Below are 26989 nucleotides of genomic sequence, written 5' to 3'. Positions count from 1 at the left end.
GATTAAATATCAAACGACAAGCATAGTTGCTTGTCGTTTTTTTTTACATAAAAAACACAAAGGTAAAGGCAATGTAAATAAACTTTAATAATAATCATTCTCATTTATAGTTGCGCCACATAAATACACAATTGCGAAACTTTAGAGGGTGAAGATGTTAACAAAGCTATCTTGTTTGTCACTTGCGGTAACGAGTGCAATTTTATCAATGTCTGTTATAGCAGAAGAGCAGAGCCATACCAATCAAGCCAGCTCTCCAGGTATCGAGCATATTGAAGTCACAGGTAGACAATTCAATGACTATAAAGTCGGTACGGCATCTGGCGCAATGCGCGGTGATATTAGCATTTTAGATACCCCTCAATCAGTTACCGTCATTCCTGATTTTATTACCGACGAGCAATTAGCCACGAATTTATCAGAAGTGCTAGTTAATGACTCCAGTGTGACTGGCGGCAGTGAAAAGTGGAATCGTCAGGTATTTAACCTTCGCGGTTTTGAGCTATCTTCAGGCTCAGGTTTCTTGATTAATGGTCAGCAGCAGTGGTCTCACTATGTACAGCCAATCGAAACATTACAGCAAGTTGAAGTGTTAAAAGGGCCTTCAAGCATGTTGTACGGTCAGTCAGGTCCCGGTGGACTGATTAATATGGTTACCAAAAAATCGACTTATGATTCAATGATCGATATCGGTTTTGACATTGATGAGCATGGTTCTACTCGTTTGCAACTTGATGCGGGTGGCAGTTTGAATGAAGCGCAAACGCTGCGCTATCGCACCGTGCTGGTGAAACAAGATACCCAGTATTGGCGAGAGTACCGCGATGACTCTAATCAAGAACGAGATCGTTGGTTAGGCTATTTAAATGTAGAGTTTGATGTCACTGATGATTTGTTGTTGTCGGTTAAATATGACCATACCCAAGACAAAACCGGAATCGATCGTGGTGGTTGGTTAGATGCTGATGGAGAACTTATTGGTGGACGTGACACGATTTGGGATATGCCTTGGGCATTTACCGATAACACCATTAGTAATTTAGGTGCTGAATTAACTTATCATTTAACTGATGATTGGAAAATTAAAGCTGGTTATAACGACCAACAATTTAACCGTCAGCGTTTAGATTCATCGCCAAGCCTATGTACTGCATGTGGTGATGATCCGCTAACAGATGGCTACTATATCAGTCCATTTGATCGTTATGATGATTGGCAGCATAAGACTGGCTTTGTTGATTTAACGGGTAATTTTCAAACTGGTAATTTAGGTCATCAATTGTTAATTGGCGCCAATATGCTTGATTATTATTACGGTCAGCTCAAAGAATCTGGCGACAAATATCAAGTTGTGATGCCTGGGCTGCCCATGCCTAACCCTCAACTTGATTATCGTAATGATGACACTAAATCTGAAAGTGAATACAAGCATTACGGCTTTTATATTCAAGATTTAATAACAATCAATGACTCATGGAAAGCGCTGGCTGGTATGCGTTATGACGAGCAAAAGAAAGAAGGTGCTGGTAACAATAGCTATGCAGTGTCACCTAAGTTTGGGCTTATTTACTCGCCAGTAGAAAGCGCAAGCATTTACCTTAATTATTCAAAAAGCTTCACACCACAAGGTATGGTTAACGATATTAATGATCTTAATGACCAAATGAACCTTGATCCTGAATACGGCGAACAGTATGAACTTGGTGCCAAGTGGGAGCTATTTGACGGCAGTTTATTGCTGACTGGCGCTGTATTTGATATCACAGTGAATAATGTCACAGTAAAAGAGCAGATTGAAAACTCTGAGCAAACCATTACCACTCAATCAGGTGAGCAGCGCCATCGAGGTTTTGAAATAGGTTCACAAGGCCAGATAAGCGATAAATGGTTTATGACCGGTTCAATGATGTATTTAGATGCAGAGTATATCCGCCCAGATCAAGATAGCTTGAATGGCAAAACCCCAGTAGATGCGCCTGAATTATCGGCGAATATCTGGACTCGTTACGAAATGACCCAAGACTTAGCCTTTAATTTCGGGGCAATATATGTTGGCGAACGTTTTGCTAATACCAGTAATGCCATTGTAAAAGACGACTATGTTCGTTTTGACTTAGGTGCTGCCTATTCAATGCCGGTAATGGGAAGCGATATTAGCGTACGCATGAATATCAAAAACCTATTTGATACCGACTATCTTGATGGTGGTTCAGAAACTGATGTCACCGTTGGAGAGGGACGGAACTTTAGCTTAGCATTTGAAGCAAAATTCTAAGTATTAATAAGGCATTAAGTAAATTACTGCCACAATTGTTACAGTGACACTGCTAGCTTACTTTAACTTTTGATTATCAATATCAAGCCCCTATATCAATGATAGGGGCTTTTTGTTGGGCTAAATTTGAAATAGCTAACTTTCAAAGGCTAGTAAAAAAGTTTCGTTTAGTTATAATATGCCTTTCGAACCGAAACTTAAGCTACTGAACATGAATAAAAGAAACACACAGCAGCGACGCCATAGCATTATTAGCCTGTTGAATAGCCAAGGTGAAGTCAGTGTTGATGAGTTATCCTTACGGTTCGAAACTTCTGAAGTCACCATTCGTAAAGACTTAGCCACTTTAGAAAAAACCGGACTGTTATTACGCCGCTATGGTGGCGCAGTTGCTATACCTGATGAAGTCACTCAGGCATTTAGCAGCAAAATAGCCCCTAATAAATTATCAATCGCCAAAGCTGCGGCTGAATTAATTAACGATCACAACCGCATTATCATTGATAGCGGCAGTACCACCTCAGGGTTAATTCAACAGCTCAATCATAAGCGCGGTTTGTTAGTGATGACGAACTCATTGCAACTGGCAAACGCCATCCATGAGTTAGAAAATGAGCCGACATTATTGATGACCGGCGGCACTTGGGATCCGCATTCAGAGTCGTTTCAAGGTCAAATAGCGGAACAAGTACTACGCTCATATAACTTTGACCAGCTATTTATTGGCGCAGATGGCATTGATTTAGCCCGTGGCACCACCACCTTTAACGAATTAACTGGCTTAAGCAAAGTGATGGCAGAGGTCTCAAGAGACGTTATCGTGATGCTTGAATCGGACAAGTTTGGCCGCAGGATCCCCAACCTCGAATTACCTTGGAGCAATATCAGTGTATTAGTCACTGATGACAAGCTACCTGCAGAGACTGTGGCCACAATTACAGAATATGGTGTGAGAGTCATTTTGGCTCCTCACAAAGAATAGTTTTTCATTTTTACTAAATTAAATAATTGGACATAAATTATGTGTGGAATCGTAGGCGCAGTAGCGCAAAGAGATGTGGCTGAAATTTTAGTAGAAGGCCTTAAGCGCCTTGAATACCGTGGTTATGACTCTGCAGGTGTTGCCATCATCAATAATGATCAACTTGGCCGTACTCGCCGCGTCGGTAAAGTACAAGAGTTATCAGATGCGTTAGCCGCAGCACCACTGGCTGGCGGCACAGGTATTGCGCACACCCGTTGGGCAACCCACGGTGAGCCAAGCGAGCGTAATGCTCATCCACATGTGTCTGAAGGCGATATTGCCGTAGTGCATAACGGTATTATTGAAAACCATAATAAACTGCGCGAAATGCTAAAAGGTTTGGGTTACAGCTTTGCATCAGATACTGACACCGAAGTGATTTGTCACCTTGTTCATCACGAGTTGAAAACACATGACACCCTAGTTGCCGCTGTGCAAACTGCTGTTAAACAACTAGAAGGTGCTTACGGAACTGTAGTTGTCGATCGCCGTGATAACTCTCGCATGGTTGTTGCCCGTAGTGGTAGCCCGTTAGTTGTGGGTTACGGTTTAGGTGAAAACTTTATCGCTTCAGATCAGCTGGCTTTATTACCTGTTACCCGTTCATTTGCCTTTTTAGAAGAAGGTGATGTAGCAGAAGTGACTCGCCGCGAAGTCAATATTTTTGATGTTGATGGCAATGCAGTAGAGCGTGAAGTGAAAGAGTCAGAAGTCACCCACGATGCCGGTGATAAAGGTGAATACCGTCACTACATGCTTAAAGAAATTTATGAGCAACCAACGGCGATAGCCCACACCTTAGAAGGTCGTATTGCTGGTGGTAAAGTATTGGATTCAGCTTTTGGTGACAACGCAGCCGAGTTCTTAAAAGACATCAAACACGTACAAATCATTGCCTGTGGTACCAGTTACCATGCGGGGATGGCGGCGCGTTACTGGTTAGAAGACTGGGCAGGCGTATCCTGTAATGTCGAAATTGCATCAGAGTTTCGCTACCGTAAGTCACACCTGTTCCCGAACAGCTTGCTGGTCACCATCTCTCAATCTGGTGAAACTGCAGATACCTTAGCGGCAATGCGCCTAGCAAAAGAAATGGGCTATAAAGCCACCTTAACCATCTGTAATGCACCTGGTTCATCATTAGTGCGTGAATCTGATATGGCTTACATGATGAAAGCCGGCGTTGAAATTGGTGTGGCTTCAACTAAAGCCTTTACCGTGCAATTGGCTGGTTTATTAATGCTAACCACAGCAATTGGTCGTCACAATGGCATGAGTGAAGAAATGCAAGCCGCTATCACCCAAAGCCTACAATCTATGCCTGCGAAAGTTGAGCAAGCCCTTGGTTTAGATGATGCCATTGCTGAGCTAGCCGAAGACTTTGCCGACAAGCACCATGCACTATTTTTAGGCCGAGGTGATCAATACCCAATCGCAATGGAAGGCGCACTAAAGCTGAAAGAAATTTCATACATTCATGCAGAAGCCTATGCCTCTGGTGAACTAAAGCACGGCCCATTAGCACTTATTGATGCTGACATGCCGGTTATTGTTGTCGCACCCAACAACGAGCTGCTTGAAAAGCTTAAATCAAACGTAGAGGAAGTGCGTGCTCGTGGTGGCTTAATGTATGTGTTTGCCGATAAAGATGCCGAGTTTGAGTCTGATGACACCATGAAGGTTATCCCAGTACCACATTGTGATGAGTTTATGGCGCCGCTGATTTATACCATTCCATTACAGTTATTGTCATACCATGTGGCATTAATTAAAGGGACAGATGTTGATCAGCCTCGTAACTTGGCTAAATCCGTTACCGTAGAGTAGTAAGTTGAGAGATAAGCATTTGTGGAAGTTAAATAAAGTTCGAAACTAGCAATAAAGATAGCGACTAACTCATAGAGTAGTCGCTTTTTTATATTTATTTCTAGCTGTTTTAAGCTATTTTATCACCTGCGTATTCATGTTGCTGTCGTTGACAGCGCTCGCAGCTATTTCTATCTGATTTATTTTTTTGATAATAAATATGTACCTTCATACCTATCCGTTCAAACTGATTGAAAGTAAGTGGGGTTATCCAGTTATAGTGATCAAATAATAACTCTAAATGACGAAACATCGTTAAGCGTGCTTCTTTTAAAAACTCCCCTTGGATCAATTGAGACTGGAAAGCATTAAGCGCACCAGTAAGGTAAAAGGTGATCCCTTGAGTCAACTCAAATACTTGGCTTTCATCAGCGATTAAATCATTGCTTGCAGCCGCATCTTCAATGAACTTGTGGACCCACTGCCAAAAAATATTAACTCTGTGCTCGATGAGTTTTCCCTTTTCTGGACTTGCTAATGCCCATACTAAACGGTTTACAGCAACTTGCCTGATAATGTTAAACACGGGTGAAAAATGAAGAGTCTCAAAAGTGAACATTATAGGTAATAAGATTTTATCTAGGCTGGAAAGGTTAGGATTAGCATCCATAAAATCCTGAAAATGATTGCTGGTAGCATTGCGTAAAAAACAACAAATAATTAAATCTTCTTTGCTTTCAAATAACTTATAGAAACTGGCATTAGCGCAGCCTGACTCACTAATAACTTGAGATACTTTGAAGGAAACAATGCCCTGATCTTCTACTAGACGTTCAGTAGCATCTAAGATGAGGTTCGTTCGCATTAAAGCGCTATCGTTCTGCGGGCATTGCATAAACTCTACCTAAAAATAATATTAAAGCAAAAAAAAAACATGATCTTAATTAACGACTGTACCATCGATGCCTTTGCTGTGTTGTGACCTAGTAGTAAATTTCTACTTATGTGTAACAAGTGAAAAAACTTTCTAGATCTTCGTCTCACTCTTTAGTTCAATAATATTGGTTTAATTGTGACTTGACTCATTAAATATCGCTTTAGATTATAAAAAAAGAGGTGTTTATTTTGTGAGTTTGATTAAAGGTACTTTTTTAGAAAACATTTTCTTTACTCCCTTCACCGTTATAAAAAATTAGGCTTGGTAAATTAAAAACCATAAGGCGAACCATATTAAATGGGTACAAAATTCATCGATTGCTCCGCCTTTTTAGTTTTAGTGAACTAATCAAATTTAAGTCTTTAGGGAGTGTGAAATGTTTAAAATTTCTATTATTGCGGCTAGCTTGTCAGTAGTGATGGTTTCAACAGCTTTTGCCGAAGAGTCTCCAGCTACTTGGGATATTTATGGTGATATTCAAGGCCAAGCTATTTGGCAATCTGGTGAGGGCAGTACCTTTCATGCTGAAGCCAAACAGGTAAATTTAGGTGCTAAAGGTAAGTATGCTGTCGACAGTATTACCACTTATTACAATGTTTCTGCTCAATATAGTGATAATTTCGATGATATAGAAGTTCGCAATGCCAGCTTGTATTTTGCCACTGAATACGGTGGATTGTATGTCGGTAAAGGTGCTTCTGGTAGCTATGCAGACGTATATGCTCGTACCGATATTCACGCCAACAATACTAATGACCCATCTGGTAAGAACAAGATGCTGTATGAGCAAGGCCAATACACAGATAACGTGTTGTGCTACGTATCACCTAAATGGGCGACAGATCTTGGTACTTGGCAGATGAAAACAGCCATTGTGACTTATAACGAAGCTAACAAAGCTAGTGATGATGCGCTAATGGGCCGTTTATTGTATTCAAACGGTAACTTTAATGCCGTCTTTAACTACTTACGTTTTGATGAATATGCTGGCCCTGATGGAACAGTAGACGCCTATGACCGTTTTTCATTCGGTACAGATTACACAGTGGGTAATTTAAAGCTGGCGGCAACCGCAGAAGTTACCGAAAACAGCTTTAACGGCGCTGATAATACTTACGTCGGTGCTGCTTCATATAGCCTAGATAAGATTGACTTTGGTGTGAGTTATCAACATAAAACTTTCGAGAGTGATTTTGAGGACCTTGGGTTAATTATCGCTAGCGTTAAATATCATTACGGTAAGCAACTTACTTTTTATGTTGAAGCAGCAAAATACACTGAAGATACAGCTGATTACGCTGACTTTGATGGAGACCGTTTTGCCAACAGCGATGACAACTTTTCAATTGGTGGCATTTTCAAATTCTAGTATTACTTAGGGGAAATAACGATGTCTGATAGACGCTCATTTTTAAAGAAGACTGCAGGTTTTGCTGCAGCAGCGGCAGGGTTGACCACGTGTTTGCCTGCTCAAGCAAATGACCTTAGTGCCACTAAGTGGGACGAAGAAGTTGATTTGTTAGTTATAGGCTCTGGCTTTGCTGGTCAATCAGTGGCTGTAAACGCAAATCGTGCCGGTATTAAAGTTACCGTGCTAGAAAAGATGCAAGTCATTGGTGGCAATTCTGCCATTAATGGCGGTTGGTTTGCTGTACCACGTAACCCTGTTCAACTCGCTCAAGGTGTTACTGATGACAGTCCTGCTGAGCTAGTTAAAGATCAGATGATAGCTGCTCGCGGTATGGGTAACGAAGCAATGCTTACTCGGTTAGCTGAGATGGCGCTTCCTGCTTATAACATGTGTCTTGATGCAGGGGTTAAATTCAAAAAAGACTTTAATATCCAAGTCGGTGGTCATAATAAGGCCCGTGCTGTTCGACTAGAGTCTGGCACTGGTGGCGGTATTATCACTAAGTTGTATGAAGCTGGTGTGCGCGAAGGCGTTGATTACCGTCTACAGCATAAAGTTGAAGACTTCATTATGGATGGAGATGAGATCTTAGGCGTTGTGGTCCGTAAAGGCTATCGCTTCCCTGAAGAAGATACTGGTCACTTGGTCAATATCCGAGCACGTAAAGGTGTGGTGATGGCTTCTGGCGGATTCTCTCGCAACATGAAGTTGCGATCGATTGTTGATCCATCTCTTGATCCGTCTTTAGATTGTACTAACCACCTTGGCGCAACGGGTGAAGCAACTTTAGCTGCCATGACTCACGGAGCGTTACCGGTTCATATGAATATGATCCAAACGGGTCATTGGGGTTCGCCTGATGAAGGTGGTTTTGGTTGGTCTAATGCCTTGTTATCCATTGGTTGGCATAAAGGTATTGCCGTTAATCCAACGACGGGTACACGGATCATGGACGAACGTGCTGATAGACTGACTTGTTCTACGGCTATTATGGCTTGTCGTCATAAAGATGGTTCTCCTGCTTATCCACTGGTCTTTTTTAATAAAAATGACCATCTAGGTGATAGCCGCGTGACGCGTGCTGTTCGCGATGAAATGGCTTGGGAATTTGATTCTCTTGAGCTAATGGCGAAAAAGTTTAATGTGCCATTAAAGCAATTAGAGGCGACTGTTAAGCAATGGAATGGTTACGTTGCTGATAAAAATGACCCTGATTTTAGCCGTAAGATGGATACAGCCGTTAAATTAGCTGCACCTTTTGTTGTATCAAGAGTTTGGCCTAAAGTTCACTATTGTATGGGCGGCTTAAAAACTGACCTTGATGGTCGTGTTATCAATGCCAAGACGCTAGCGCCAATGAAGAAGTTTTATGCTGCAGGTGAAGCTACTGGTGGTGTTCATGGTCATGCTCGTTTGAGTTCGTGTGCATGTCTTGAAGGCTTAGCTATCGGTTTTATCATTCCAAATACCATTAAAGCAGACGCTTAATAGGAGAATATCCAATGAAAAAGATTATTTTTATCATCAGTATTGCTCTGATTATGGCAGGTAGTGCCACTGCGGGCGATTTGACTGAGATGAACAAAGGTATGCAAGGTCGTGTTAATCACGAAGCTTTGTATGATGACAACAACTGTGATGTATGCCATACCGGTTCTGCCAAAGAGTTTGTGGATGATAGTGCCTGTCAGGACTGTCATGGCTCAATTAGTGAGATTGAAATTGATGTATCTCAATTGAAAATGCCAGAAGCGAACCCACATAAAAGCGTACATTATGAGCAAGGTGCGAGTTGTCTAGCTTGCCACGCAGAGCATAAAACCAAAAAGCCAGTATGTTCAGAGTGTCATCGTACTTGGTTTGAAGAGATGTAATCTGTGTTTTTAACAAATTGTCGGTCATAGAATCTAGTTTCTGGAGAGGCTAAGCACTGATAAGTAAGTTGGCGTAGCGGGACATAACCGTTACGCCTTTTTTTGTTTCGTATGGACATGACGAGCCTAAATAAGAACTCACCTGCCGATTCGCGAATTTCTACATTTCATGGCTTAGTAAGCCGCACTGAATAATCCTTATTGTGCGCGTTATCTCTATTCAATAAGGGCTTTTACTATATATTCCAATTTTATAACTCTTAATGCTGTGAAGAGTAAATAACACTTGGTTCCAGAGTACTAAATTTTCAGTATGAAACTATTTTAAGCGGCATGTGTGGTACTAGCACTAGCACCAAATACAATCACAGTCAGTGCATCATCATGTTGGTATTAATTGATCCATTTTAATCTTCGTTACAGGAATAGCACCAATGATCACAGAGGATAAAATACCTGTTCGAGGCTGGTCAATTTTATGGATAGTATGGTTGGCATTTATGGTGGCCAATTTAACCAACTTTGCCTTTGGGGTGATCTTGCCTGATATGAGATCAGATATTGGCTTCGATCTGGAAACCGCTGGATACCTGAGTTGCATCGCTTGGGTTGGTCGGGGGCTGTTAACCATTCCAATTATCTGCTTAATTAGCAAAGGAAAGCCAAAGACGGTGTTGCTTAACATGCTTGTGCTTCTTGGCGTGGGTATGCTTTTACAAGGTTTTGCAACCAACACATTGATGCTGTTTGTGGGCCGATTGTTTGTTATGGGTATCGCTGCTGGCATTATTTCAGTGTTGGTTGTGTTTAAGATCCAATGGATCCCAAAACAGAAAATGGGTGTAGTAAACGGTATCGAGATGTTTACTGCTCCAGCAGGACAGCTATTGGGTACCGCGATATTTCCAATGTTTTTGGCGATGATGGCTGGCTGGCGCGAAGTCATGATCGTTATGGGACTATTTACTCTTTTACTTGCGTTAGTTTGGGCTCTCGTGGCTGAAGAGCGACATCAAGTGTTAAATTCAGTCGGTTATGAAAAAGTGGCTGTACTCCAGCCTCTGAAAGAAGCATTAGCTTATAAAAACACATGGCTGTTAGCCTTGGCGTGGCCTGCCACGTCGCTAACTTGGATAGCGATATATACATTCTGGGTTACCTATGCAGTTGAAACGCTTTCTTTTTCAATAACAGAAGCAGGCATGGTTCTTGGTTTTCTGCCTATAGGATCTGCCATTGCTTGCTTAGTTGCCCCTGTTTTGGCACAAAAGTGTGGCTATGATAAACCCTTTATCATAGCGTCTGGCGTCGTATTGCCGTTTGCTTATTACGGTTTGATGTTGTTCGACAATATCCTGGTATTGTCCTTGATCTCTTTTATTGCAGGGTATGCCGCATATAACTTTGTCCCTCTCGCTTTCAGCTCGCTTTATAAGACCGGCATGTCTCCCAGAGCAGTCTCAATGGGGACTGGGTTTATCCTTTCAATGGTTGGTTTTGGCGGTGCTTCAGGTGCTGCCCTGACAGGCTGGTTAGCTTCTCAATATGGTATTAAAGCTGCGTTATCATTGACATGTTTTGCGCCAATCATATTTGTTATGTTTACAGTGTTTTTGACTGACACAGGCTGGAAAATAAAAAAGTGAGCTTTAGAACGATCTAATAAGGCTTCCTCGGAAGCCTTTTTTATTTGATTAAATTAAAAAATCTAACGTTCAAAGCGCAGAATGAAACCCTTGAAGTGTTCTTGCAAATAATCAGTGTTAGCTGGTTTAATATGGTTATTAGTAAAACCATATTCAGTCATTTTGGTAGTCAGTTTATTCTTACGTCCTCTACCAGGATCCACAAGAATGACTTCGCATTTTTCATTAGCATGATTTTGGATGAAGCTTGCTAATAAAGCGATATGTTCATCTTCGTATAATAAGTCGCTACCAATAATTATATCAAACTTGCCTAACTAACTCTTATCATCAGCCCAGTCAGCTCGTTCAAATGGAATGGCTTGCCCATGATTAAGTTCAGTATTTCTTACTAAGAAAGGCTCAACTTCAGGATGGTAATCTGTTGCGGTAATATCAGCTTGGCGCTTATTGAGAACATGACTTGATAAAGCCATGCCGCAACCTACTTCAAGAATACGCTTACCTAGAATATCAAAATTCAACATATGGTTAGCCATGACGATACTTGAAGGCCAAACCACCCCCAAAATAGGCCAAGAGGCTGAAGATATTCCTAGGTTTTCTGCAATGTTTTCAGGATCGCTATACTGTTGTTTATCACGCAGAGTACATAAATGAATATCATGTTGACCAACATCAATCGTTTGGTAACGAACGCGTAAAGAGGGTGTCATTTTTACATCCTAGTGAGGTAGCGAAGCTAAGCCAAGTATCTAGAAATATAAATGACAAAACAAACGAAGAATCAGGGTATAGCAATTTGGTAATAGCGCAACAACTTTGTCAGTATTACCTTGTGCCAAAAGTCTTCTCTCAGTAATCAACAAATAATGTCGGCAATGCTTAAAAATATTGAATCAAATATAGATAACTAAAATTCTTTGCATATGGTATTTCATATATATAATATTTCAAATGTTCAGTTTGAGTTATTATATATATGACTATCGAAAAAAAGACCGTGTTATTCCTGTGTACGGGTAACTCAGCAAGATCCCAAATGGCTGAAGCTTTATTAAAGCATCGCGCGGGTGATAGGTTTGATGTTTTTAGTGCAGGTACACATCCTGAAAAAGTGGATGATCGTGCAATTGACGCGCTAAGTCGTTTCGGTATTGATACTCAAAACTTAGTGTCTAATCATATAACTGACTTTAAGCAAAGTTTTGATTACGTTATCACCTTATGTGACCGAGCGAATAATGAATGCCGGAGTTACCCTGGAGCTGGTAAGCAGTTTGCGTGGGATTTTTCCGATCCTAAAATGCGTGTAGACAGCAACGCTTTTTCTGCGACACTCACTGAAATCAATAATCGTCTATCGATGTTCATTCTCGTTGAAGATGAGTTAATCCAATCTACTACTGGACCAACTACAGGAACAGCTTCCGTAGAGTCAACTAGCAGCCCTGAGCTAGCTATTAGCCTTGAACCAACAGCTTTTTATAAGAGTCTTACTGATGATATCCGCTTAAAAACCTTAATGCTGACGCATTATCATGGTGAGTTATGCGTATGTGAGTTAATAGAAGCATTGGCAGAAGAAAGCCAACCTAAGGTTTCTCGCAACTTAGCGGTACTCAAAAAATCCAACATTATCACCGACAGAAAACATGGCCAATGGGTGTTCTACCGCATTAATCCAGACTTACCCATGTGGGCTAAGTGTGTTATTGCCCAAACTACTGAAAATAATATTCCATTGATTTCAGAAGACTTACAAAGATTGGCATTGATGCAATGTCGTCCGAATAAGGCCAGTTTTTGTAAGTAATGTTCACCTATTTCAAAATAACCTTAAAAGTAATTGATTAGTAATAGCAGAGGATTTTCACATGACGATTAAAATCGGAATTAATGGCTTTGGCCGTATGGGACGTTTAACAATGCGCGCCGCATTTGATTGGGATGACATTGAAATCGTGCATATCAATGATCCCGCGGGCGATGCCGCAACACTAGCGCACTTAATGACCTTTGATTCTGTTCATGGCCGTTGGCATCATGAAGCAAGCCATACTGAAGTGAATGGCACTCAAGCCATGGTCATTAATGGCAAAACCATCCCATGTACTCAAAATGTGGCAACCCAAGATACTGACTGGTCACAGTGTGATGTAGTGGTTGAGGCGTCGGGTAAAATTAAAACCAAAGCATTGCTGCAAGCTTATTTAGATCAAGGCGTAAAACGGGTCGTTGTTACTGCGCCGGTTAAAGAAGATGGCGTGCTGAATATCGTGATGGGTGTTAACGAAGGCTTATATGATAAAGCGCTTCACCCTATTGTGACCGCAGCCTCTTGTACCACTAACTGTTTAGCCCCTGTGGTAAAAGTTATTCATGAAAAAATTGGTATTAAGCATGGCTCGATGACCACTATTCATGACATTACTAACACCCAAACCATTATTGATGCACCGCATCAAGATTTACGTCGCGCCCGAGCGTGTGGCACTAGCTTAATTCCTACCACCACAGGTTCAGCAACGGCAATTACCCATATTTTCCCTGAGCTAAAAGGCAAGCTTAATGGTCACGCGATTCGAGTGCCATTAACCAATGCCTCTTTAACCGATTGCGTATTTGAAGTTGAGCGTAAAACCGATATTGCTGAGATTAACCAAGTACTAAAACAGGCTGCAGAAAACGAGCTTAAAGATATTTTAGGTTATGAGGAGCGTCCGCTGGTTTCAATCGATTATAAAACCGACCCGCGCTCAAGCATTATTGATGCCTTATCCACTATGGTGGTCAATGACACTCAAGTAAAACTGTATGTGTGGTACGACAATGAGTGGGGCTATGCAAATCGCACTGCGGAATTGGTACGCATGGTTGGTTTGGCTGACAAAAACTAGATATAGGTTATGAGTTAATGGGGCTTTTATCATTAAGCAATTTATCACCACAGATTAAGCAGTACTTGGTGATAACCGGTAATTATTGGGCGTTTACCTTAACCGATGGTGCACTGCGGATGCTGGTGGTGCTGTATTTTCACCACTTAGGTTATAGCCCGCTCAATATTGCCATGCTGTTTTTGTTTTATGAAATCTTTGGGGTGGTCACTAACTTAGTGGGCGGTTGGCTTGGGGCGCGTTTGGGGCTGAATAAAACCATGAATATTGGTTTAGGGCTGCAAATTATCGCCTTAGCCATGTTAGCGGTTCCAGCTAACATGCTTAGTATTGGCTATGTCATGTTGGCACAGGCATTGTCAGGTATTGCTAAAGATTTAAATAAAATGAGTGCTAAAAGCGCCATTAAGCTCTTGGTGCCAGCAGGGGCTGAGGGCAAATTATATCAGTGGGTCGCTATTCTTACCGGTTCTAAAAATGCCTTAAAAGGGGTGGGTTTCTTCTTAGGCGGCTTATTACTGACATTACTTGAGTTCAGAGGGGCGATTATCTTAATGGCGTCACTGTTGGCGCTGGTATGGCTATTTAGCTTAGTTACGCTTAAGCAGGATCTAGGTAAAGCCAAGAGTAAGCCTAAGTTTAAAGAGGTGTTTTCAAAAAGTCGTTCAATCAACATATTGTCTGCAGCGCGAATGTTTTTATTCGGCGCTCGTGATGTGTGGTTTGTGGTGGCCTTGCCAGTGTTTTTGGCGGTGACCTTTAATTGGGATCACTGGTGGGTGGGCGGCTTTATGGCAAGTTGGGTTATTGGTTACGGCATTGTGCAATCCTTCGCACCTTACATTACTGGTAAAAAGCATGGCCAAGTGCCTAGCGGCCGTGCAGCGGTATTGTGGGCCAGCTATTTATGCGTCATTCCTGCGGCTATCGCACTGGCGTTACAGATGGACTTTTATGTGCAAAGCAGCATTATCATTGGCTTACTGATATTTGGCGCTGTGTTTGCGGTGAACTCATCACTGCATAGCTATTTAATCGTGAGCTATGCCGACAGTGATGAAGTGTCCCTTGATGTGGGCTTTTACTATATGGCTAATGCCATGGGGCGATTAATCGGTACGGTATTATCTGGGCTAGTGTTTCAGTTTTATGGCCTAGAAGCCTGCTTGTGGATCTCGGCGGCTTTTGTTGCTATTGCAGCAGGGCTATCGACCAAGTTACCTGTGACCAAACTGAGCACGCACTAATTTACGCACTAATTAATAGTCACAATTATTGCCGACAGTGATGAAGTGTCCCTTGATGTGGGCTTTTACTATATGGCTAACGCCATGGGGCGATTAATCGGTACGGTATTATCTGGGCAGTGTTTCAGTTTTATGGTCTAGAAGCCTGCTTGTGGATCTCGGCGGCTTTTGTTGCCATCGCAGCAGGGCTATCGACCAAGTTACCAGTGACCAAACTGAATACGAACTGATTTATCGTTACAGTTACCGCAGTGCTATTTAATGGTCATTCTAAATAAAAAGCCCGTTTAACGGGCTTTTTCATCTTCATCTATCTTATTTGAATCATTGTTCTTGTTTGAGTACTTCGAAAGTGAAGCATTTTGGGGCTAATTTTTAACGTTTTTTAGTGTTGTAAAATTACTTAGTTGTAATAATTTGATCGGATAAAGTGACATTTTATTCTGTTTGAAATCACGCCTCTATTGATTCAGTTGGTCACCCTTGTGAGGTTGATGTTGGTGATGTTTTTAAGTTGTAATTTGATTGCTACCTGCCTGCCTGCTCCTTATGAAAGCGCCATTTAGGCTTTGTGTTGTTATTTATAAGGCGTTATCAGGCTTTTAATCGTCTAATAAAAATAATCATCCCGACTGGTATCTATTGCTTGAGTCCGTGCCATTGCTCGCTAAACTGCTCGTATCGTAGAGTTTAGTGAGTTAAAAATGTATGGATGTTTTCATCAGTTTACTAGGCATGTGTGCCTTGATTGGTTTAGCTGTTTTACTGTCAGAACGAAGAAAGGCTATTAACCTAAGAACGGTTATCGGTGCGTTAGCATTCCAAGTCGCCTTTGGTGCATTTGTAATGTACGTGCCAATGGGTCAAACCATATTGGATAGCGCTTCTAATGGCGTGATGCACGTAATTAGCTACGGCAATGAAGGCTTAAGCTTCGTGTTTGGTGACTTAGCCAAATTCAGTGTTGGATTCATCTTCTTAATTAACGTGTTATTTATTGTGGTATTTATTAGCTCGCTCATCGCCGTGCTGTATTACCTTGGCATCATGCAGCTGTTTATTGGCATTATTGGCGGCGCATTATCAAAAATACTTGGCACTAGCCGCGCTGAGTCCTTATCGGCAACCGCCAATATTTTTGTGGGACCGATTGAAGCCCCTTCAATGGTGCGTCCTTTTGTAAAACACATGACCCGCTCAGAGCTATTTGCAGTGATGACTGGCGGTTTAGCCTCTGTTGCTGGTGGCACCATGATTGGTTATATCCAAATGGGTGTTGATATTAAGTACGTGCTGACCGCTGCCTTTATGACTGCACCAGCAGGACTGTTGTTTGCCAAAATTATGTGGCCAGAAACTGAAACGCCTCGCAATGACATTGGTAAGGTCATGGATGAGCAAGAAGACAAACCGAGCAATGTACTTGATGCTGCCGCCAATGGCGCAGCGATGGGCATACAGCAGGTGATGATGGTTGCTGCGCTACTGATTGCATTTGTGGGACTGATTGCAATGGTTAACGGTCTTATCGGTGGCGTAGGTAGTTGGTTTGGTATTGCAGATCTAACGCTACAAGCCATCTTAGGTTACTTATTAGCGCCACTTGCATGGTTAATGGGTGTGCCTTGGTCTGAAGCGACCCAAGCGGCTTCATTTATCGGCCAAAAAATGGTGATTAATGAGTTTGTTGCCTATCTCGACTTCTTAAAAGTGGCTTCAGAGCTGTCGCCAAAAACCCAAATTATTATCAGTTTTGCCCTTTGTGGCTTCGCTAACATTGGCTCACTCGCCATGGTGATTGGCGGTTTAGCGGCATTGTGCCCAGAGCGTCGTCATGACCTAGGTGAAATTGGCATGAAAGCCTTAATTGCCGCTGCACTAGCAAACTTAATGAGCGGTACTATTGCCGGTTTATTATTTAGCTTAGCCGGCTAATAACCTTAATTTTTTACGCCTGCTTATCAGTAGCAGGCTTTTTATTGGAGTAACACATGACCCCACATATTAATGCCCCAGAAGGTGCTTTTGCTAAGACAGTTTTAATGCCTGGCGACCCTCTACGTGCTAAATATATTGCTGAAAACTTCCTTGATAACCCTAAGCTAGTGACTGATGTTCGTAACATGCTGGGTTATACCGGTGAGTTTCAAGGTAAGCCGATTTCAGTTATGGGTTCTGGTATGGGCATTCCGTCAATCTCTATCTATGCTAAAGAGTTGATCACCGAATACGGCGTTGAGAACATTATCCGTATCGGTTCTTGTGGCGCTGTGAGCGATAAAATTAAATTGATGGATGTGGTTATGGCAATGGGTGCAAGCACAGACTCAGCGGTTAACCGTTCGCGCTTTGCTAATACCGATTTTGCTATGATTGCTGACTTTAACATGTTGCGTTTAGCGGCTGATGCAGCTGAAAAACAAGGTGCAAGTTACCATGTCGGTAACCTATATTCTTCTGACTTATTTTATAGTGCAGATGAAGAACGTTACGACCTAATGGAAAAGTACGGCATCTTAGGCGTTGAAATGGAAGCGGCTGGGCTTTACGGCGTCGCTGCGGAATACGGCGCTAATGCATTAGCAATGATGACAGTGACCGATCATTTAAGACAAGGTTTACACTTGAGCGCTGAAGAGCGTCAACAGACCTTGAATGACATGATCAAGCTGACATTAGAAGCGGTAAGCCATTTAGACTAATGATGATAAGTGCTTACCTGGATGTAAACGCTAGGTGAGACTGCTTGTTAGTATGAAACCGTTATGCCACCCAATACCTTATGGTAATGGGCGGCATTTTTTATGGGCTTTATCAGCAGCGGGTCGATTAGCTTGTTAAGCGATGACTTGAATAACGCAGCGACTTAATAGACTTTATTTCATGGTTACCTTGCCGCCAATCATCTTAAAGGCAGGGGTACCACGAACCAAGGTGTCTCTGGCAAAAGTGCTTTCACATTGCGGACATATACATGGGCTGGTAGTGTAATCATTTACAATGCGCTCTTTAAAGCATTTTACTAATGCGCCTTTGCCCCCTTTGCGGTACTTAAAAAGTTGGGTTTTACATTTGCCACAGAAGATATCGACAGTGCGACTAGGGCCTTTAGGGTTGGGTTTTGCCATTAAAGTCTCATTCAGTAAGGTTAGCGACATCTTTTAAGCTGCTAATTGAGAAAGTGGGCAACGCACTTAGGTGCTATTTTAATGCTTGTTGCTGTCACTTACTATGAGTGCAGTGCTGTCAAACTTTTTGAATATTAATTAAGTGTATTTTACACACATAACAGCTTTTTGAGGTGGTTTGAAAGTGACTTTGTTTAATCTTCGTGAGTGAAATCTCTCTCTAAATGGTTAATAAATACTACAATTGGGTGGTTGTGGTGAAAGAGTAACTACTCTTAACTGTCATAATGTAATAATTATTTGTGTTTTTTCTTTAAGATAAAATGTGTGAACTCACTCACTTAAACTTGATATACTCCTGTTTTTTATCGTTTTATTTTATTTTTGGTTTTTGTTGAAAATGAATCTAAATCATAAAATGCGACTGCAAATAAAATAGCCGAATAACTATTATGTGTTTGATCACACATTTGCTATATTGTAGTACAATTAAATGGGGCTTTTAGATTATAGTCAACTCAAGCGTATTAGATTAAGGTTGAACAATGGAACTTAACACGATTGTTGTCGGAATATATTTCTTATTCCTGATTGGTATTGGTTGGATGTTTAGAACGTTCACTAACAATACAAGTGATTACTTCCGTGGCGGCGGAAACATGCTGTGGTGGATGGTTGGTGCATCGGCGTTTATGACGCAGTTTAGTGCTTGGACCTTTACCGGTGCTGCAGGTAAAGCGTACACCGACGGTTTTGCCGTCGCAATATTGTTCTTAGCCAATGCCTTTGGCTACCTGATGAACTACCTCTACTTCGCTCCTAAATTCCGCCAACTTCGCGTTGTTACCGTAATTGAAGCCATTAGAATGCGCTTCGGTAAAGTTAACGAGCAAGTGTTTACTTGGACTGGCATGCCAAACAGCGTTATTACCGCGGGTATTTGGTTAAATGGTTTGGCTATTATTGCCTCTGGCATCTTTGGCTTTGACATGACCACCACCATTATCCTAACGGGTCTTGTGGTATTAGTGATGTCAGTGACTGGTGGTTCTTGGGCGGTTATCGCCTCAGACTTCTTGCAAATGCTGGTGATTATGGCCGTAACCGTTACTTGTGCGGTAGTGGCAATTATTCAAGGTGGTGGTGTAAATAACATCATTGAAAACTTCCCAACTGAGTCATTCATTGTTGGTAACGACATGAACTACTTGAGCATCTTTGCTATGTGGGGTGTGTTTATCTTCTTAAAGCAGTTCAGTATTACCAATAACATGCTGAACTCATACCGTTACCTTGCTGCAAAAGACTCTAAAAATGCCCGTAAAGCAGCATTGTTAGCGTGTATTTTAATGACCATGGGCCCATTAATTTGGTTCATGCCAAGCTGGTTTATAGCTGGTGAAGGGGTTAACTTGGCACTGGCTTACCCAGATGCAGCTGGCAAAGCCTCTGATTTTGCTTACCTTTACTTTGTAGAAACTTACATGCCTGCAGGTATGGTTGGGTTATTGATTGCGGCCATGTTTGCAGCAACCATGTCTTCTATGGATTCTGGTCTGAATAAGAACTCAGGTATTTTTGTTAAAAACTTCTATGAGCCGATTGTTCGCCCAACAGCGAACGAGAAAGAGCTAGTGGTGGTTTCTAAGCTAACCTCTACTTTCTTTGGTGTTGCGATTATCTTGGTGGCATTGTTTATCAACTCGCTCAAAGGGTTAAGCTTATTCGATACCATGATGTACGTGGGCGCCTTGATTGGTTTCCCGATGACTATCCCTGCTTTCTGTGGCTTCTTTATTAAGAAAACGCCGGACTGGGCTGGTTGGGGTACCTTAGTTGTCGGTGGTTTTGTTTCATTCTTTGTGGGCTTTATTATTACCCCAGAAATGATAGAAACTGCGTTTAACTTAGACAATCAGTTAACCTCTCGTGAGTGGTCAGAGCTTGTGGTTGCCATTGGTTTAGTGGGTCACTTAGTGTTTACTGCTGGCTTCTTCGTGGCATCAACATTGTTCTACAAGCCATTAACTGCAGAGCGTCAAAAAGATGTAGATAAATTCTTCGAGAACCTTGATACACCGTTGATTTCAGAAGGTGAAGAGCAGCAGAAATTAGATAACAAGCAACGTAAAATGCTCGGTTCACTGATTTCGGTGGCAGGTATTGGGATCATGTCGATGTTCTTCATTCCTAACGAAATGACCGGACGCTTTATCTTTATCTTGTGTGGCGGCATTGTACTTACCGTGGGTCTAGTGTTGATTAAAGCGGTAGACGACAAGATTGAAGATGCAGCCCTTGAGGCAGAAGCAAGCAATAGCTAAGCTTTAAATATGGTTAGATTGAACCGTTAACTCAGTTCCCTACAAAATGTTGACCATGAAAACCACCTAGTTATCTAGGTGGTTTTTTTTTGGCTATTTGCCAATGGGAAATTGAGTATTTCAAACTTGGTTTGCTGATTTAAAAAGATTAACGTTGTAATTAGAAGTGAGTGTTGGCCATTAAGCCTACTCGTTATTTCGATTTCGATTTTGATTTGCTAGAGTACTTATTAATCAATAGCTTTGCTGAATGTACAGTCATTGGCTGGCTATAAACGTTATGTTCTAAAGGGATTTAGATGCAAAGAAATAATTTACTTATTGTTGCTGCGTACTTAAGCTTTTTCGCTGCGTTATTACACATCGGCTGTATTTTCGGCGGGCCGGATTGGTACCGTTTTTTCGGTGCTGGAGAGGGGATGGCGCAGATGGCTGCAGCTGGTGACTCATACCCAACGATAGTCACGCTTATCATCGCTGCTATTCTAGCGGGCTGGGGCTTTTACGCCCTATCTGGCGCTGGGGTTATCTTCAAGCTTCCTCTATTAAAAACCTGCTTAGTCTTAATCTCCGCAGTGTATTTAGTGCGCGGTATTGCAGGGTTAATTGTACCGTTTTTCACATCCGATCCCCTGGTGCACCAAAACTCGCTAACATTTTGGGTTGTCAGTTCTGTCATTTGTTGTATTTTCGGTGCTTATTACCTGCTGGGCACAATAAGGTTATGGCGATAGGTTTTTAGTTATCAAACTTCGTTTGCAGTTTAAAAAATCAAGATCTCAAGCTCGAAATTAACGATAAATGCTAGCTAATGAGTGTTATTTTTAGCCAAAAAAAGCCAGCTTGTAGCTGGCTTAGTTACTGACTTAAATGACCCACAACACTACTGTTTCAAGTTCAGCTTATAAAAACTCACTTGGGTGTAATCTCCTGCGGCGACGCCGTTGTTAGTGCATCCCGTGCCCCAAACTGGGTGCGCAGTACCTTGATTACATTGGTTATAAGCACCGGCTTTAAAGTACATGTTGTCGCTGCCATAACCTTGATCAATGGGGTGACCTGGGTAAGGCTGACTTAAATCGGTTTTAAATACCTTGGTTTGGGCGGCATCAGTACCGGGATTTTTGACAAAGGTTAGCGTCATCAAGCTGCCAACAACATTGACGTCATAGCTAAATAGCTCCCCTAGCTTGATGCCATCAACAGGGTCGTCACTTTGCTTGGTTAACGTATCGCTGCCCCAAATTGGAATAGGGATATCGTAGCGTTGGTCTATATCTGCTGGGTAAACTTCATAGTTCCAAAACAGTGAACCATATTCATGGTTTGGCATTTTGCGGTAGTAAATTTTAAGTGGTTCAACTTTACTTGATCCATGAATTTGGCCAACCACCACCGAGTGGGATGGGAATTTACTGTCATCGCCACTAACACTAACCCAATCAACCGCAACGGTGGCACTTAACTGGCCGCCGATAGCGCCATAAGCTTGCTTGTTAGGGTGAGTATCAATGACAAAGTTATTGCTTGGGTGCTTGGGGTTGACCTTGGTCCCTTCACCATTGAGCATGATCCGCAGTTCAGAGCGGGCATTGGCGCTGTTTTTAGTAGTGGGTGCTGTGTTAGGTGATGCCATTACCATGGCGCCAGTTTCAGGGTGGCTGTAAAACCAAAAGTGGTTAGTGTACGGGCGCACGCTATCGTTAAGTTCATCCACTTCAATTTCCATTACTTGACCTTGGCGCGCAGGGCGATGATCAGGAATAGGCAGATTGATTTTCATTTGCGATAAATCAAAATTTTGCGCAGGTGCCAGCGTCGGGCTTAATGCTTGGCTGAGTTTGGCTTTGTAGGCTTGCTGCTGAGTGGCTAAGTCTGTGGCGGCATAGGCGCTTGAACAAAGCCCTATTGTCATCGCTGTAGCAATGGTAGTTTTTATTAAACGGTGTGGCATCTTGCCTCCTGTTTGACACTATAAATAACACACCCAGTAGCGTTTGCGACTGGGTGTTAGGATTTTATTAATGATTATTGCTTGTGATAAAGCAGCTCAATGTCACGCTGCTCCCACACTTCGGCTAAGTTCTTTTTAACGCTGAACTGGCTAAAGTCGGTGTCTTTGGCAAGCTTTATCCACTCAGGTTTATTCAGTGACTCACCGGCTTTTAAGTAGATGCTAGTCATGCGCTCAACGCGGCGACGGTCATCTTTTTGTGAGTAAGGCCATTTCACTGCGGGATCATGGTAGTTGGCCATTAACTGGATACCTTGAGCCATCGAGCCGCCTTTGTCGTTTTCATAGTTCCACAAATCAACCCCGACTTTTTCACCGAGTTCAGCAATGCCCACTAATGGCACAATACTGAAATAGTGATAATGGTAGGCACGAGTACGCTCAATCTCATGGGGTTGTGAGCCGTCAGCTTCAAACTGGGTATCAACCCGCATTTTTCCTTTTTGCACCATCTGTTTAGTCAGGTGATCATTACCAATAAAGTAAGCGATGCTGGCCACTTGGAAGTCATACCAAGTGCCATGGTTATTAGCCGCTGCCGCCTCACCTTTAGGGCCGCCAGACAGATCATCAACAATTAGCCAATCTAAGTACTCGCTGTACCACTGCTTAATTTGCTGCTCATCTTGTTCAGTCCAATGCTTTGATTGCGACAAAATAGCAATGGCATCTAGCATTCTGTCGGCAAGGGTGCGGGTATCAATAATACCGCCTCGACGTCCTTCTGCTCTGCCGGGAACCCCTTGACCGTAATTGACGTTAGGGTTCATTTTAGTGGCTTCATTCAAGAACCATGTACGCACAAATTCGATGCCTTTTTTGGCATAGGCTTCATCTTGGCTAAAGTAATACGCTAAGGCGACCGCGCGGGTTGAGCGGGTAAAGTTACCAATGCGTCTAGAGTCAGTTTCTGTGGTTTTTGAGGCTGGGTTGGTTTTGCCATCGTGGCGGATCCACGGCAAACCATCAGCTTTGGTTTCATCTGGCCACCAATAAGGGCTGATACTCATGTAATCATGTTTGTCGCCACTTGGTGGAGTCATGCCTTTTTCAGCCACACTAAAAGGCGCTTGTTTCATGGCGATGTCGGCTTCTTCAAGCAAGCGTTCATAAGCTTGCTTCATTGAGGCGCTAGCATCTTTGCTTTGAAGGATGGTGCGATTTTGCTGCAAAACATCTTCATTTAAGAACACAAAATCGGCGGCTTGTACTTGGTGACTGAGTGCTAATGCACTTATAAGTAGTGCAATTGGGCGTAGGGTCATTTGGGTCACAATATCATCCTTCATAGAATTTGTTATAAAGATTAAATAATACAAATAGGGTAGTTGTCTAGCGGTTTCGATGCTGTGATCCAGATCTTATTGTATTGTGTTAATGGCAAACTATTGCGCCATTTGCTACTAGCTTAGGTTTATTTGGTTTTTTAATTAATGGTTTGAGTGTAATCTTATATGGCGTCAGCCACTGCTTATATAAGGTTTATAGTAAATAGTGCTGCTAACCCTTATTGTAAATTTGTCATACATTAATGCGGCGTTTGGGTTGAATGGAATTAACGCTTATAAGTTAATGGCAGCCTTATATTACGGCTGCCATTTACGTTTAACGCTACTGGTGCTGGATTGTGATCTTGTCAAATGACACTTCAAAAATCTGATTTTGGTAGTCTTCGTCAGGTTGGATTTGCGGATAAATTCCAGCTTTGAAGTAGTAAGTCTCCTCTAACCAAGCTTCTGTTAAGCTGTAATACTTACCGTCTTTTGCCAGTACAGGCTCGCCCCAAGCTAGGGTTCTTGCTGTGGTGGTATTATTGATCTCAGTGGTGATTGTTAATCCTTGCTGGTTGGCCACAATGTCATAGTGCCACTGAGTACCGGCATCCACTGTGCCTAGTTCAACACTGAACGACTGGCAGCTATCACAGCTGTCGTTATTAGGGGCAAAGCTATCGTTCAAAATGGCGCGGATTGGTTTGTTTGGTCCATCCCATTGCAGTTTAACCAGTGCTTGTTTTATTTGATAAGCGTGGATTTGGCCGACAATCACTTTAGGATCTTGGCCATTTATCTGTGGGTATTGCTCTATGCGCAGGCTGCTTGATAGTTGATGTTGTTGATTTATAGCCCAGTTTTGATTGCTGCTACTGCAAGGGTCTTGGGTTTGATAGTGATATAGCTCTCTTAATTCTGAACGTACATAAGATGAATTGATGGTAGTCGCGCCACTATCACCTAAGTTGACCTGAAAATACATGCGCTCATCACTGTCATCAACCCAGAAGTAGGGTTCGTTGGTGTCGTTTGATAGTCGAGTTTTACCGCTACAATCAGCTGGAATTAGCTCTGCGGCAGAGTCGCCACCCGTGCCGTAGTAATCATCTTTACTCACAGGTAGGGTGAGTTTCCATTGATCTATGTTCCAGCTGCAACTTTCACATTCTTCGGGCGGAACCGTTTCTTCAGGCGGAACCGTTTCTGAACTGCCACCTCCGCAAGCAATTAGCATAAAAATAACACTGGTTAAAAGCGGCACTGATGTCTTTTTAGTCATTTTTTATCCAAATCCCCTCTAATTAATAAATAATACAATAGATCCAGTGCTTTTTGATTGCTATTATCCGAACCATAAATGTGACCCGCGTCAAAAAACAAGATTAACGTTTTTTGACTTAAATGGTCAAGTTTTTTAAGTTGCTGTTTTTTATGGTTTATATTGTTTAATTTTGATTGTTGCACTTTTGATAATAAAAAAGTTTAAAAAAGTTTGCGCAATATCACAGATATGATACGACAAAAATAAAACAATAACATAATACAAATAAGGGGACGGTTTAATGAAGATTAGCTTAATTGCAGGTTTAGTTACGTTAAGTTTACTGGGCGGATGTGCCACCGAAAACTATTCAAAAGTTGATGAGGGTACACAGACTAATAAGGTCGCAATAGACAATATTGTTGCTCACGAAAAAGCAGTGATTACTTCAGGCTCAATCAAGGCCATTGATAGCGCAGCGTTAAAAAGCAAGCTGGCTTCACTTGCTGATGGGGAAGAGTTAATTCTTGAACCGGGCAAATATGCTGATTTAGGTCGTCTCGATATCACCGCGAGTAACGTTGTTATTAAAGCAAAAGTACCAGGGCAAACTTGGTTTACCGGCTTAGTGCAGCTAAACCTTGTGGGTAACAATATTACCCTCGATGGTGTGGTCTTTACCGAAGGTGGCCCTGCTGAGCGTATGGGCGGCATCACTTTCCGCGGTAATAACAACACTCTACAAAACTCGATGTTTTACTTCTTCAATGATAAATACGCTTATCAGCCAGATTCTAAGCGTGATGAATATCCAAAGTATTTATGGTTATCGCTTTACGGCAAAAACAATCAATTATTGAACAACACCTTCGAAGGTAAGCATAAACGCGGCACCTTGATAGGTATTCAGAAAGCTAAAGGTGACGAAACTGCAGATAACCATGTCATTAAAGGTAATTTGTTTTATGACCAAAAGCATAACCAGTATGAAGAGTTCGATATTAGCGATGCGATCCGTTACAACTCAAATAGCTGGGAAGCCATTCGTGTCGGCGATTCAAAAAGCTCAATCTATCCATCAAAAACCACCATTGAAGGTAACCTATTTTACGAGTGTGATGGTGAAACAGAGTTAGTGTCATTTAAGTCAGCTGGCAACGTGCTACGTGGTAACACCATTATTAACAGCGCTTCAATGGTGTCATTGCGTCACGGTATCAATAATGTGGTTGAAGACAATGTCATCCTTGGTAATGGCAAACGTTACTCAGGTGGTATTCGTTTATATGATGAAGGCCATACCATTCGTAACAACTATATTGAGCGAGTCATGGGTACCGGCAATGTCCGTGGTGGCATCGCCATTAATACCGGCATTACCGATGTGCAACAAGGTGAGCGATTAAGCCAAGACGTCAAAGGTAAAGGCTTAAACAAACAAGCGACGCCAAACAAGGTGTTAATCGAAAACAACACTGTTATTAACTCGCGTCAAAACGTCTTATATTCAGACAAAAAACACCGCGTAAGCCTCTATGACAATCAAAAAGTATCGACGGTATTTGCTGGTGTCGATATGACCTTTAATAACAACTTATCTTACGCCGCAGTGAAAAAGTCTTTAGCCCTAAAAGGTAATGATGAAGTAGCTAAGCTGGTTAACCCTACCTATAACAACGAAGTCTATTTTGGTCCTATCCAAGCGGTAGATTTACCAGCAGAAGGTATTAGCACTGCTGAGCCAAAGCTTATTGTTGCACCGAATGGTTTGCTTGAAGCGGCAGATTTAGATGTGGGCGCGAAGGGCTTAAAAGTACTGACCATGGCAGATGTTGGTGCCAGTTACACAATCCAAAAGTAATGCAAAA

At 42.1% G+C, this 26989-nt stretch carries 21 protein-coding genes and 1 pseudogene; 16 read left to right on the top strand and 6 right to left on the bottom strand.

The window, feature by feature from the left end; all coding sequences use genetic code 11:
* Positions 1-154: 154 nt before the first annotated feature.
* The 3 genes from Q4533_RS08450 to glmS all read left to right on the top strand — a co-directional run bounded on the left by Q4533_RS08450 (position 155) and on the right by glmS (position 5126).
* Positions 155-2275 (top strand): TonB-dependent siderophore receptor, encoded by a 2121-nt coding sequence (locus Q4533_RS08450; protein WP_303502593.1) that lies wholly within the window; start codon positions 155-157, stop codon positions 2273-2275.
* A gap of 211 nt (positions 2276-2486) precedes the next feature.
* On the top strand, positions 2487-3257 hold the full coding sequence (locus Q4533_RS08445; RefSeq protein ID WP_102436374.1) for a DeoR/GlpR family DNA-binding transcription regulator: 771 nt from the start codon (positions 2487-2489) through the stop codon (positions 3255-3257).
* 39 nt (positions 3258-3296) lie between these two features.
* The gene (gene glmS / locus Q4533_RS08440; protein ID WP_303502592.1) at positions 3297-5126 is read left to right on the top strand and encodes a glutamine--fructose-6-phosphate transaminase (isomerizing); all 1830 of its coding nucleotides are present in this window, start codon (positions 3297-3299) and stop codon (positions 5124-5126) included.
* A gap of 109 nt (positions 5127-5235) precedes the next feature.
* On the opposite strand, the gene Q4533_RS08435 is transcribed toward glmS, so the two are convergent.
* Positions 5236-5970 carry a TetR/AcrR family transcriptional regulator gene (locus Q4533_RS08435; protein ID WP_303502591.1) on the bottom strand — a complete coding sequence of 245 codons (735 nt, stop codon included), beginning with the start codon at positions 5968-5970 and terminating at the stop codon, positions 5236-5238.
* A gap of 448 nt (positions 5971-6418) precedes the next feature.
* On the opposite strand from Q4533_RS08435, the gene Q4533_RS08430 reads away from it, so the two are divergent.
* The 4 genes from Q4533_RS08430 to Q4533_RS08415 all read left to right on the top strand — a co-directional run bounded on the left by Q4533_RS08430 (position 6419) and on the right by Q4533_RS08415 (position 10973).
* Positions 6419-7411, top strand: a complete 993-nt coding sequence (locus Q4533_RS08430) for a hypothetical protein (RefSeq protein ID WP_303502590.1) — start codon at positions 6419-6421, stop codon at positions 7409-7411.
* Positions 7412-7432: 21 nt separating this feature from the next.
* Positions 7433-8941 carry a flavocytochrome c gene (locus Q4533_RS08425; RefSeq protein WP_303502589.1) on the top strand — a complete coding sequence of 503 codons (1509 nt, stop codon included), beginning with the start codon at positions 7433-7435 and terminating at the stop codon, positions 8939-8941.
* A gap of 14 nt (positions 8942-8955) precedes the next feature.
* Positions 8956-9327, top strand: a complete 372-nt coding sequence (locus tag Q4533_RS08420; RefSeq protein ID WP_303502588.1) for a cytochrome c3 family protein — start codon at positions 8956-8958, stop codon at positions 9325-9327.
* A 434-nt stretch (positions 9328-9761) separates the two neighbouring features.
* Positions 9762-10973 (top strand): MFS transporter, encoded by a 1212-nt coding sequence (locus tag Q4533_RS08415; RefSeq protein ID WP_303502587.1) that lies wholly within the window; start codon positions 9762-9764, stop codon positions 10971-10973.
* A gap of 317 nt (positions 10974-11290) precedes the next feature.
* Here Q4533_RS08415 and Q4533_RS19685 read toward each other — a convergent pair whose 3' ends face one another.
* Positions 11291-11689 carry a methyltransferase gene (locus Q4533_RS19685; RefSeq protein WP_368389874.1) on the bottom strand — a complete coding sequence of 133 codons (399 nt, stop codon included), beginning with the start codon at positions 11687-11689 and terminating at the stop codon, positions 11291-11293.
* 266 nt (positions 11690-11955) lie between these two features.
* On the opposite strand from Q4533_RS19685, the gene Q4533_RS08405 reads away from it, so the two are divergent.
* From Q4533_RS08405 to deoD, 6 genes and pseudogenes are all read left to right on the top strand, one after another.
* On the top strand, positions 11956-12789 hold the full coding sequence (locus Q4533_RS08405) for a metalloregulator ArsR/SmtB family transcription factor (protein ID WP_303502586.1): 834 nt from the start codon (positions 11956-11958) through the stop codon (positions 12787-12789).
* 61 nt (positions 12790-12850) lie between these two features.
* Positions 12851-13873, top strand: coding sequence for an ArsJ-associated glyceraldehyde-3-phosphate dehydrogenase (locus tag Q4533_RS08400; RefSeq protein ID WP_102475855.1), 1023 nt, complete (start codon positions 12851-12853; stop codon positions 13871-13873).
* Positions 13874-13890: 17 nt separating this feature from the next.
* Entirely contained in the window at positions 13891-15120 is a 1230-nt protein-coding gene (arsJ, locus tag Q4533_RS08395; protein ID WP_303502585.1) for an organoarsenical effux MFS transporter ArsJ, read from the top strand.
* Between the two features lie 30 nt (positions 15121-15150).
* Positions 15151-15350, top strand: a pseudogene (locus Q4533_RS08390) (hypothetical protein); the annotation flags it as partial.
* Between the two features lie 478 nt (positions 15351-15828).
* On the top strand, positions 15829-17055 hold the full coding sequence (locus Q4533_RS08385; protein WP_102436362.1) for a NupC/NupG family nucleoside CNT transporter: 1227 nt from the start codon (positions 15829-15831) through the stop codon (positions 17053-17055).
* 56 nt (positions 17056-17111) lie between these two features.
* Positions 17112-17822, top strand: coding sequence for a purine-nucleoside phosphorylase (deoD, locus tag Q4533_RS08380; RefSeq protein ID WP_102436360.1), 711 nt, complete (start codon positions 17112-17114; stop codon positions 17820-17822).
* 174 nt (positions 17823-17996) lie between these two features.
* Here deoD and Q4533_RS08375 read toward each other — a convergent pair whose 3' ends face one another.
* Entirely contained in the window at positions 17997-18248 is a 252-nt protein-coding gene (locus Q4533_RS08375; RefSeq protein ID WP_102475883.1) for a hypothetical protein, read from the bottom strand.
* A gap of 545 nt (positions 18249-18793) precedes the next feature.
* Between Q4533_RS08375 and Q4533_RS08370 the strand changes: the two genes are divergently transcribed.
* Both Q4533_RS08370 and Q4533_RS08365 read left to right on the top strand, forming a co-directional pair.
* Positions 18794-20572: a transporter gene (locus tag Q4533_RS08370; protein WP_102436358.1), complete on the top strand. Its 1779-nt coding sequence runs from the start codon at positions 18794-18796 to the stop codon at positions 20570-20572.
* A 299-nt stretch (positions 20573-20871) separates the two neighbouring features.
* Complete coding sequence (locus Q4533_RS08365) at positions 20872-21306, top strand: hypothetical protein (RefSeq protein ID WP_102436356.1); 435 nt, start codon at positions 20872-20874, stop codon at positions 21304-21306.
* 149 nt (positions 21307-21455) lie between these two features.
* Here the strand turns inward: Q4533_RS08365 and Q4533_RS08360 are convergent, their stop codons facing one another.
* From Q4533_RS08360 to Q4533_RS08350, 3 genes are all read right to left on the bottom strand, one after another.
* A complete protein-coding gene (locus Q4533_RS08360; protein ID WP_102436354.1) occupies positions 21456-22526 on the bottom strand; it encodes a polysaccharide lyase family 7 protein in 1071 nt (356 codons plus the stop codon).
* Between the two features lie 74 nt (positions 22527-22600).
* Positions 22601-23851: an alginate lyase family protein gene (locus tag Q4533_RS08355; RefSeq protein ID WP_102475882.1), complete on the bottom strand. Its 1251-nt coding sequence runs from the start codon at positions 23849-23851 to the stop codon at positions 22601-22603.
* A 346-nt stretch (positions 23852-24197) separates the two neighbouring features.
* On the bottom strand, positions 24198-25139 hold the full coding sequence (locus Q4533_RS08350) for a polysaccharide lyase family 7 protein (RefSeq protein WP_102475851.1): 942 nt from the start codon (positions 25137-25139) through the stop codon (positions 24198-24200).
* 283 nt (positions 25140-25422) lie between these two features.
* Between Q4533_RS08350 and Q4533_RS08345 the strand changes: the two genes are divergently transcribed.
* On the top strand, positions 25423-26982 hold the full coding sequence (locus Q4533_RS08345) for a polysaccharide lyase 6 family protein (protein WP_303413210.1): 1560 nt from the start codon (positions 25423-25425) through the stop codon (positions 26980-26982).
* Positions 26983-26989 lie beyond the last annotated feature (7 nt).

The sequence above is a fragment of the Shewanella sp. 6_MG-2023 genome (assembly GCF_030547195.1).
Taxonomy (GTDB): Bacteria; Pseudomonadota; Gammaproteobacteria; order Enterobacterales; family Shewanellaceae; genus Shewanella.
The sequence above is the reverse complement of the archived record's forward strand: the minus strand, read 5'-3'. Positions and strand labels throughout refer to the sequence as shown.

Coding starts and splice junctions, on each gene's coding strand:
- Q4533_RS08430 (WP_303502590.1), top strand. CDS start 6,419: ATGTTTAAAATTTCTATTATTGCGGCTAGCTTGTCAGTAGTGATGGTT.
- Q4533_RS08360 (WP_102436354.1), bottom strand. CDS start 22,526: ATGCCACACCGTTTAATAAAAACTACCATTGCTACAGCGATGACAATA.
- Q4533_RS08365 (WP_102436356.1), top strand. CDS start 20,872: ATGCAAAGAAATAATTTACTTATTGTTGCTGCGTACTTAAGCTTTTTC.
- glmS (WP_303502592.1), top strand. CDS start 3,297: ATGTGTGGAATCGTAGGCGCAGTAGCGCAAAGAGATGTGGCTGAAATT.
- arsJ (WP_303502585.1), top strand. CDS start 13,891: ATGGGGCTTTTATCATTAAGCAATTTATCACCACAGATTAAGCAGTAC.
- Q4533_RS08355 (WP_102475882.1), bottom strand. CDS start 23,851: ATGACCCTACGCCCAATTGCACTACTTATAAGTGCATTAGCACTCAGT.
- deoD (WP_102436360.1), top strand. CDS start 17,112: ATGACCCCACATATTAATGCCCCAGAAGGTGCTTTTGCTAAGACAGTT.
- Q4533_RS08405 (WP_303502586.1), top strand. CDS start 11,956: ATGACTATCGAAAAAAAGACCGTGTTATTCCTGTGTACGGGTAACTCA.
- Q4533_RS08445 (WP_102436374.1), top strand. CDS start 2,487: ATGAATAAAAGAAACACACAGCAGCGACGCCATAGCATTATTAGCCTG.
- Q4533_RS08400 (WP_102475855.1), top strand. CDS start 12,851: ATGACGATTAAAATCGGAATTAATGGCTTTGGCCGTATGGGACGTTTA.
- Q4533_RS19685 (WP_368389874.1), bottom strand. CDS start 11,689: ATGACACCCTCTTTACGCGTTCGTTACCAAACGATTGATGTTGGTCAA.
- Q4533_RS08420 (WP_303502588.1), top strand. CDS start 8,956: ATGAAAAAGATTATTTTTATCATCAGTATTGCTCTGATTATGGCAGGT.
- Q4533_RS08415 (WP_303502587.1), top strand. CDS start 9,762: ATGATCACAGAGGATAAAATACCTGTTCGAGGCTGGTCAATTTTATGG.
- Q4533_RS08435 (WP_303502591.1), bottom strand. CDS start 5,970: ATGCGAACGAACCTCATCTTAGATGCTACTGAACGTCTAGTAGAAGAT.
- Q4533_RS08370 (WP_102436358.1), top strand. CDS start 18,794: ATGGAACTTAACACGATTGTTGTCGGAATATATTTCTTATTCCTGATT.
- Q4533_RS08345 (WP_303413210.1), top strand. CDS start 25,423: ATGAAGATTAGCTTAATTGCAGGTTTAGTTACGTTAAGTTTACTGGGC.
- Q4533_RS08350 (WP_102475851.1), bottom strand. CDS start 25,139: ATGACTAAAAAGACATCAGTGCCGCTTTTAACCAGTGTTATTTTTATG.
- Q4533_RS08450 (WP_303502593.1), top strand. CDS start 155: ATGTTAACAAAGCTATCTTGTTTGTCACTTGCGGTAACGAGTGCAATT.
- Q4533_RS08375 (WP_102475883.1), bottom strand. CDS start 18,248: ATGGCAAAACCCAACCCTAAAGGCCCTAGTCGCACTGTCGATATCTTC.
- Q4533_RS08385 (WP_102436362.1), top strand. CDS start 15,829: ATGGATGTTTTCATCAGTTTACTAGGCATGTGTGCCTTGATTGGTTTA.
- Q4533_RS08425 (WP_303502589.1), top strand. CDS start 7,433: ATGTCTGATAGACGCTCATTTTTAAAGAAGACTGCAGGTTTTGCTGCA.